Here is an 8,223-nt window from a genome sequence, read left to right on the forward strand (position 1 = left end):
GGCGAATCCTTGCCGAGGGTGAAGCCGTGCGAGAACACGCCCCAGCCGCGCGGCGTACCTTCCGGCAGGTCGATGATCCCTGCCAGCGTCGGCCCCGTCGAGCTGGAGAAGGTAACGCGTTCGCCCACGGTGCACATCGTGGCACGGCTTCAGGCCTTAAGAATCCAGGTGTCCTTGCTGCCGCCGCCCGAGGACGAATTGACGATCCGCGAACCCCGGCTCGCCACCCGGGTCAGCGCCGTCGGCGTCACATGCGCCGACGTCGAGCCGTCGGGCCCGGCGCGCAGGTGCACGAACGCACGAAGGTCGACGTGGTGCGGGAAGAGGCCGTCACCGTCGAAGGTCGGATGCGTGGACAGCTCGATCATTTCTTGGGCGATGAACCGCTCCGGCTGGGTTTTCAGCTCGCGCCTCCGGGATTCCAGCGCTTTGTCGGACGCCTCGGGCCCGATCATCACACCGCTGCCGCCCAGCCCGTCGATGGGTTTGACGACAAGATCGTCCAAATGGTCTAGGACATAGTCGCGTTCGTCGCGGTTCCCGCAGACCCACGTCGGTACCTGGGCCAGCTTCGGTTGCTCGCCGAGGTAGTAGTCGATCATCGCCGGCACATGGGCGTAGACGGCTTTGTCGTCGGCGACGCCGTTGCCCAGGGCGTTGGCGATCGTCAGCGTGCCGTCGGCGAGCGCGCCGAGCAACCCGTCGCGAAGGGGCGAGCCCTCGTAGCCGGCGGAGGACAGCAGCATGTCTTCGTCCATGCGGACGTATAGCACGTCGACGCGCCGGGACGTGTTGCCGACGTGGTGCACGACGTGGCCGTCGCGGATGGACAGGTCGGACGGCGCGACGAGCGGCACGCCCATCTCGTCGGCGAGGAACACATGCTCGAACCAGGCGGAGTCCTCCCAGCCCGACGTCAGCAGCGCGACTTCGACGTCGTCTGACGCGTTCGGCGGCGCGGCGGCGCGCAGTGTGTCGAGCAGCATCTTCGGCGCCTGCTCGGGGTCGGCGAACGATGCGGGTGGGCGCAGCTCGGGCAGCTGCTTGCTCAGCAGGCGGTGGTTCATCACGGCGTAGGCCATCCCGGAGGGCACGCGCAGGTTGTCTTCCAGAACCATCCAATGACCGGGGCGGTCACAGACCAGATCGGTGCCGCTGATGTGAGCGTGCACCTGGTCGGCTCCGCGGCGCCCGGTCGAGCGAAATCCAGGTGCGCGATCGATCACGTGGATGTCCACGACGCCGTCGGAGACGATGTGCTGGCCGGAGTAGATGTCGCGGAGGAACGCATCGAGCGCACGGGCTCGCTGAGTGAGGCCTTCGCACAACAAATTCCACTCGTCGGCGTCGATAATGCGCGGAACGACGTCGAGCGGAAACAGCTGGGCGCGGCTCTGTCCGCTGACGCGGAACATCACGTTGTCGGCACGCTGTTCCTGTTCGATGCGTCCTTCGCGGGCGCGCAGCGCGGTGGCGCCGAGGCCGCCGAGAGTGTCCAGCACGGGAAGGTAAAGGGGCGTGGGCCGCCCGGTGGGATCGACCGCTTCGTCGTAGGCCGCACGTTCGGCGCCATCGGAAATGTCGTCGGGCTGGTAGCCGACCAACAGGCTGGCGTCCTCGCCGGGGCCGGTCGATGCCGCGGGTGAGCTGCTCGCAGTCTCGGCGAGCAACTGGTCGACGACGTCGGTGAGGCGGCCGCGGCGGCGCAGCGCGCGGCGCTGGCGGGTCGCCGAGCTGCCGGCGCGCAGCAGCTGGCGGGTCAGTTCGCGGACGTTGTCCCAGTCGCCGTTGGCCTCCAACTGCGGCCGCAGGGATGCCACAAGGTCGGTGACGACTTGATGCGCGGGACGGCCGACCGGCTCCACGACGTCGACGAGGTCGCCCTCCAAGCCGGAGCGGGCGGCGCGCCAGAGCGCAGAGCGGGCGAGCGGGGATGGGACCAGGGGCGGCGGGTCGCCGGCACGGACGTTCTCGAGTTCGCGCTGCACCAGGGCGCGGAAGATGCCGGCAATCAAGACGATGGTGTCGACGAGGGGGCAGCTGTCGCAGATCCTCAGTTCGAGTGTCGGGGCGCACAGCGATGGCCTGACGTCGAAGTAGAGCATGCCGGCGTCGGAGATCACGCCGGAGGCGACGAGAGCGTCGACCATGCGGTCGTATTCGTCGGCCGAGTGCACTGGAGCTGACGGCCCGGTGGTGGGCCAGCGCTGCCAAATCAGCGTGCGCACGCTCGAGTAACCGGTGTCGGAGCCGTCGGCCCAGAAGGGTGAGCTGGCCGACAGGGCCAGGAGGGTGGGCAGGTAGCCGGACAGTCGGTTGCCGACGCGGATGGCGTCGTCGCGGTCTTCGATGCCGACGTGAACCTGGGTGCCGCATATCAGTTGCTCGCGGGCAAGGAGCTGGTAGTCGGCGAGCATCTGGCGGTAGCGCTCGTTACGGGTGACCTGCATCTCGGCGGGGACGGACAACGGGACGGACCCGGCGGCGACGATGCCGATGCCGAGCTCGGCGGCGGTGTCGACGAGCACGCGGCGGCGGTCGACGAGTTCGGTGCGGAGGTCGTCGAGGGTGTCCACGACGTCGGTGTTGGTTTCCACGACGCAGCGTTGGAGTTCGGCGACGTAGGTGCCGGAGAGCCGGTTCAGCAGTTCGGGACCGCGGGCGGTGAGCCGTCGCGTGCGCAGGTCGACGAGGTGGAACTCTTCCTCGACACCCAGCGTCCTCGCGCCATCTCTAACCATCTGACGCTCACGGTAGGAGTATTTGATTACCGGCGCATTAATGCGGGGATGTCGCGTCGGCGGCTGATTGCCCGTTCGCGCAGCGCGTTTTTCACCTTCGGGCAGTGTGCTCGCGGTTGACGGGACCCCAAAAAGCGGCGGCCCCCACAATCGGGTGGGAGGTGATTACACATGCGCCTGAGGGTCGGCACCTCGCCCGTCGCCTTAGTCTTTGTGCTCATCGTTGGGCTCGTCATCTTCACCGGGTTCGCCGGGTTTTTCATGATGGCTGTCAGCCCAGGCGCGTTGTCGCAGATATTCGGGTCGGATGAACACTTCACGCGGTTTGCCGATGGCATTCCCCAGCCGATGAAGATATTTTTCATCGCGTTATCGACGCTTGGCATGGTCGGGGTGTTCTTCGGTTTGATTCATGCGGCCCGGTATGCGTTCTTCCTCAACGGAACTCAGCTGACGGCGCGACGCATGTTCAGCAGCGAGGTCGTCGACCTGGCACGGGCGACCCGGTTCTGGTTCGACGACAAACGGCAGCACCACAGGCACCAACATGGTTCGTGGGAGACCACCACGACGTACATCGTTCCGCTGCTGTGCGTTCAGGGATCGCGAGGCGTCGTCAAGATACCGCTCGCGCACTACGGCCGCCGACTACCTCCGGACCAGATAGACGCCCTCGCCTCGGCGATCGAGTGGGGCGCGCAGCAACGGCGGCCGCACGGACGAGACGCCTGGGACATTGCTCAGCGACTCCGGGAATTCGGCCGGTCGATTCCTGGTCAGCATTTCAACCTCATCGCGGGCCGGCGGCGGTCGATGCGCTCGAACTGACCGCAGGTGGCGCCGGTCCCGATCAGCAGCCGACGCGCGAGAAAAACGCGGCGGTGAACAGCGCAATGATGAGTGCGGTAGTGGTCAAGCCCTGCGATGCCGTCACGACGATGGCCGCGACCGCGGCGATGAAGAGGATGCCGAACAGAACGGCCCACAACGTGTAGGCGTCGGGACGCCATGTGCGGGGTGTGCTCACAGCCTTGGACGAAATCATCGCGCCGTTATGCACCTCAGCCATGAGAACCCCTCCAGTTGTGATGGCAGGCACAATCTATCGCACAAGTGACCGCGCTCACAGAACGATGAAAGTTCGATTTGTAAAGATGCTGGCCAGTCGCCATCGTTAGCAGAACTACTGGTGTCTGGCTGACAGCGATTCTGGGGCACCGGAATCAGCAAAATCGCGATCATGATGCGCTGCGGGCCCCCGCGCCAAAGCGTGGCGGACCGGAAATGGTGAGCCGAAAGCAGTCATCGAGCGGCCAAGGAGGTACCGTCATACCCGGTTGACCCTGCAGCCCCCCGGACACGCCATGGCGGCGATCTGTTTCCCCGCCGAAGGGCCCAAGCCCTGACGTGTGCCGACCCAATAAGGTTGCGCAACCAGAAGTGGCGGGGGAATACGCAGTGAGCACCTTCACCGAGACGATGTTCGCCAGCGCGCGCTGGAGTTATAACGGCTTCAACACCGGGGAGCCGGACGCACCGGTACGGCAGACGTGGGCAGAGGTCCACCAGCGGGCCAGGCGAGTGGCGGGCGGTTTGGCCGCCGCAGGCGTGGAGCGCGGCGACGCTGTCGCGGTGCTCGCCGGCGCGCCGGTGGAGATTGCGCCGACGGCGCAGGGCATCTGGATGCGCGGGGCCAGCGTGACCATGCTTCATCAGCCCACGCCGCGCACCGACCTGCAGCGCTGGGCCGAGGAAACCACCGGCGTCGTCAAGATGATCGACGCACGGGCCGTCGTCGTCTCAGACCCGTTCATGGCCGCCGTGCCGGTGCTCGACGCACTCGGCATGCGCGTGCTCACCATCGACGCGCTGCTGGGCAGCGACCCGATCGACCCCGTCGATACCGACGACGACGACCTTGCGTTCCTGCAGCTGACGTCCGGATCGACGGGGGCCCCCAAGGCTGTCCGGATCACGCATGCGAATGTCGTCGCCAACGCCGAAGCGATGTTCGCCGGCGCGAACGTGGACCCCGACCACGATGTGATCGTCAGCTGGCTGCCGTGTTTCCACGACATGGGCATGACGGGCTATTTGACCGTGCCGATGTACTACGGCGTGGAACTCGTCAAGGTCACCCCGATGGACTTTCTCCGCGATATTTTGTTGTGGGCCAAGCTAATTGACAAATACAAGGGCACGATGACGGCGGCTCCCAACTTCGCCTACAACTTGTTCGCGCGCAGGCTGCGCAGACAGGCGACGCCCGGCGATTTCGACCTGTCGTCGCTGCGGTGGGTGCTGTCGGGTGCCGAACAGGTGGATCCCGCCGACATGGAAGACCTGTGCGACGCAGGCGCCCCGTTCGGGTTGAAGCCGGAGGCGATCGTGCCGGCCTACGGGATGGCCGAGACGACGGTGGCAGTGTCGTTCACCGAGTGCGGCGAAGGCATGGTCGTCGACGAGGTGGACGCCGACCTGATGGCGGTGCTGCACCTGGCCGTCCCGGCGACCAAGGGCCGCACCCGTCGGCTGGTCAGTCTGGGCAAGCCGCTGAAAGGTACAGAGGTGCGCGTCATCGACGAGGAAGGACGCGTGCTGCCGGCTCGCGGCGTCGGCGTCATCGAGGTGCGCGGCGAGTCGGTGAGCCAGGGTTACACCACGTTGGCAGGCGTGCTTTCGTCCCTAGACGAGCACGGCTGGTACGACACCGGTGACCTGGGCTATCTCACCGAGTCGGGCGACGTCGTGGTGTGCGGCCGCGTCAAAGACGTGATCATCATGGCCGGCCGCAAGATCTACCCCACCGACATCGAACGCGCGTCGGCGCGGGTCGAGGGAGTACGGCCGGGCTGTGCGGTCGCGGTGCGACTGGACGCCGGGCGTTCGCGGGAGAACTTCGCGGTGGCGGTGGAGAGCAAGGCGTGGCAGGAACCCGACGAGGTGCGGCGGATCGAACGGCAGGTGGCGCACGAGGTGTTCACCGAAGTGGACATGCGTCCGCGCAACGTCGTGGTCCTCGAGCCGGGGCTGATCCCGAAGACACCGTCAGGAAAGCTGCGGCGCGCTCACGCGTCGGCGTTGGTGAACTGACCACGCCCCGCCCGGGGGGGGTAGATTGGGCAATCAATGATCCACTATGACTCGCAGCCGGGCCGGACGAACGTGTCTCAACCGGATTTGTCGAGGGAGCAGATCCAGTCGGACGAGGTCGACCTGCGTGTGGGCCTGACTGGGGTCGCCGGCATCGTGGCGGATGCCCGCGCAGTGGACGAAATCCTGCGGAAGATCGCCGAATTCGCGGTTCAGGCCGTACCGGGGGTAGATGGTGCCGGGGTCACGGTGATTCGCAACCACGACGGCGCACGGACGCGGCCGGAGTGGGTTGTCACCGCGGATTTCATTCGGGACATCGACATGGTTCAGTACCAGGAATTCGCCGAGGGACCGTGCATCACATGCATGAGGTCACGACGACCGGCGGTGAGCGGATCACTCGGAAGCGATTCGCGCTGGCCGCGATTCGGCGGCCGGGTGGCGCGCATGGGTGTGCACTCGGTGCTGGCCTTGCCGCTGGTGGTCGGCGACGAACTGGTAGGGGCGATCAACTCGTATGCCCGTGGGCGTGACGCGTTCGCCGACCATGCGGTGAAGTTGGGAATGCAGTTCGCCGGGCCCGCGGCCGTGTCGGTGTACAACGCGCAGCTGCTGGCTGGGGCGCGGGAACGGACGACGCAGCTACAGAATGCGTTGGAGACCCGGGCGGTGATCGACCAGGCGATCGGTATCGTCCGCAGCCGCTCGGGGGTGAGCGCGGACGAGGCATTCGACCGGCTCAAACGGATGAGCCAGGACGAAAACGTCAAGCTGCATCTTGTGGCCGAAGCGCTGGTCGAGGAGGCCGCGCGGCGGGCGCGGGCACGTCAGCCTTAGCCGTGAGCGATCTCGACGATGGCGGCAAGGATCTCGGGCCGCGAACCCGGTTCGGTCATCAGTCGGCGGGCGACTTCGGTGAGGTGTAGGCCGTGGCGGCGTGAGTACGTCCGCAGCAATTGAAATGCCTCCTCGACATTCACGCCGAGACTTTCCCGAAGGAAGCCCTTGGCTTGTTCGACGACCACGCGGCCGGTGAGCGCGGAGCGCAGCTGCGGGACGACAGTCGACGGGGTGGGGGCGCGTTCCTGCAGGATAGCGACGCACGCGATGTGGGCGAGGGCCTGACCGACCAGGAGGTCGGGGGCGTTGAGCGCGCCGGGGCGCGCCCCGAACAGGCCGAGCGCACCCAGCACGAGGCCGGCCGCGCGCATCGGGAGGGCGTGCACGGAGGCGAAGCCGGCTTCTTGCGCGGCGGGAGCGAACCGGGGCCACCGCGTGTCTGCCGCTTTCAGGTCGGCCACGGAGACGGGCTGCCCGGTGGCGAAGCAGTCGAGGCAGGGACCCTCGTCGGCCTGCAGTTGGAACAGCTCGAGGTTGCGCGCCTCGTCGGAGGTGGCCGCCAAGAGGCGCAGTTTGCCGATCGGGTCGGCGAGCAGGAATCCGGCTGCGGCGGTGTCAAGCAACTCGACGCAGCGCTCGGTGAGTTCGGTGACAAGGTCGGCGACGTCGAAGTCGTCGAGCAGGGTGTCGACGAGAGAGACGACGGCGTCAAGCACCTGAGTTTCGCGAGGGATCTCAGTCACATTGCCCTCCTTGGCCTTTCAGTCCGCTTCCAGCCGGAGTTTTCGATCGAGAATGTCGCGTGCGGTGTCGGTGGCGCTGCGGCCGCTGGCGTAGGCATGTGCTCGCAGCCTGACGAGTGCTTCGGCTGGCTCGACGCCGAGCTGGGCGACGAGCATGCCGGTGGCCTGGCTGACCTCGGTGCGGGAGAGCGCGTTGAGTTCGGCCCAGGCGTTGCTGGCGGGGTCCCCGACGGCGGCCTGCAGGTCGGCGTGGAGGAGGTCGAGCAAGGGGAGGCCGGCGATCTCGGCGGCGGCGACGGCGCCGGCGAGGCGTTCGCCTTCAAACGGGCCGGGTTGTCCGCGGAAGAGGTCGAGGGCGCCGACGTATTCGCCGGCGATGACGACGGGAAGGGCGTAGACAGCGCGGATGTCGTGGGCGAGCAGAGCCGGGCCGAAGGCGGGCCAGCGGCTGTCGTCGGGGTCAGCGAGATCGACCATGAGGACGGGGATGCGTTGGGAGACAGCCTCGACGCAGGGCCCTTCGCCGAGCGTGAACTGAAGCTCGTCGTAGATGCGAGCGAGTCCGCTGCTGGACCCGAGGGTGCCCGAGGCGCCGCCGTCGAAGATGAGGGAGATGGCTGCGGCGTCGACGTCGAGCAGCACGACGCAGGCCTCGCAGAGGCGGTCGGCGGCTTCAACCCCCCGGAGGTTGTCGATGGCCTCGAGGAGCTGGTCAGCGATCGCCACATGCGGCCCTGTCGATTGGGTGGCTTCGTGGCGTCACTGCTCCAGCGTCCTCCACCTTGGGCGAATAAGCGAATGTG

Annotated in this window: 7 protein-coding genes and 1 pseudogene; 3 read left to right on the top strand and 5 right to left on the bottom strand. The window is 67.0% G+C overall.

Features of this window, described 5'->3' with window-relative positions; all coding sequences use genetic code 11:
* Nucleotides 1-128, bottom strand: a pseudogene (locus QOH60_RS08810) (alpha/beta hydrolase); the annotation flags it as partial.
* Nucleotides 129-149: 21 nt separating this feature from the next.
* The gene (locus tag QOH60_RS08815) at nt 150-2,741 is read right to left on the bottom strand and encodes a glutamate--cysteine ligase (RefSeq protein WP_526419218.1); all 2,592 of its coding nucleotides are present in this window, start codon (nt 2,739-2,741) and stop codon (nt 150-152) included.
* A 171-nt stretch (nt 2,742-2,912) separates the two neighbouring features.
* Here QOH60_RS08815 and QOH60_RS08820 point away from each other — a divergent pair, with 171 nt between their 5' ends.
* Nucleotides 2,913-3,569, top strand: a complete 657-nt coding sequence (locus QOH60_RS08820; protein ID WP_526419220.1) for a hypothetical protein — start codon at nt 2,913-2,915, stop codon at nt 3,567-3,569.
* A 22-nt stretch (nt 3,570-3,591) separates the two neighbouring features.
* On the opposite strand, the gene QOH60_RS08825 is transcribed toward QOH60_RS08820, so the two are convergent.
* A complete protein-coding gene (locus QOH60_RS08825) occupies nt 3,592-3,810 on the bottom strand; it encodes a hypothetical protein (RefSeq protein WP_526419221.1) in 219 nt (72 codons plus the stop codon).
* A gap of 389 nt (nt 3,811-4,199) precedes the next feature.
* On the opposite strand from QOH60_RS08825, the gene QOH60_RS08830 reads away from it, so the two are divergent.
* On the top strand, nt 4,200-5,834 hold the full coding sequence (locus QOH60_RS08830; protein WP_526419223.1) for a fatty acyl-AMP ligase: 1,635 nt from the start codon (nt 4,200-4,202) through the stop codon (nt 5,832-5,834).
* A gap of 36 nt (nt 5,835-5,870) precedes the next feature.
* A complete protein-coding gene (locus tag QOH60_RS08835; RefSeq protein WP_526419225.1) occupies nt 5,871-6,674 on the top strand; it encodes a GAF and ANTAR domain-containing protein in 804 nt (267 codons plus the stop codon).
* Here the strand turns inward: QOH60_RS08835 and QOH60_RS08840 are convergent.
* Both QOH60_RS08840 and QOH60_RS08845 read right to left on the bottom strand, forming a co-directional pair.
* The gene (locus QOH60_RS08840) at nt 6,671-7,420 is read right to left on the bottom strand and encodes a GAF domain-containing protein (protein ID WP_526419227.1); all 750 of its coding nucleotides are present in this window, start codon (nt 7,418-7,420) and stop codon (nt 6,671-6,673) included. The genes QOH60_RS08835 and QOH60_RS08840 overlap by 4 nt on opposite strands.
* Before the next feature lie 18 nt (nt 7,421-7,438).
* Nucleotides 7,439-8,146 (bottom strand): ANTAR domain-containing protein, encoded by a 708-nt coding sequence (locus QOH60_RS08845; protein WP_526419229.1) that lies wholly within the window; start codon nt 8,144-8,146, stop codon nt 7,439-7,441.
* Between the last annotated feature and the right edge of the window lie 77 nt (nt 8,147-8,223).

It is taken from the genome of Mycobacterium sp. (assembly GCF_032159765.1).
Lineage (GTDB): Bacteria > Actinomycetota > Actinomycetes > Mycobacteriales > Mycobacteriaceae > Mycobacterium.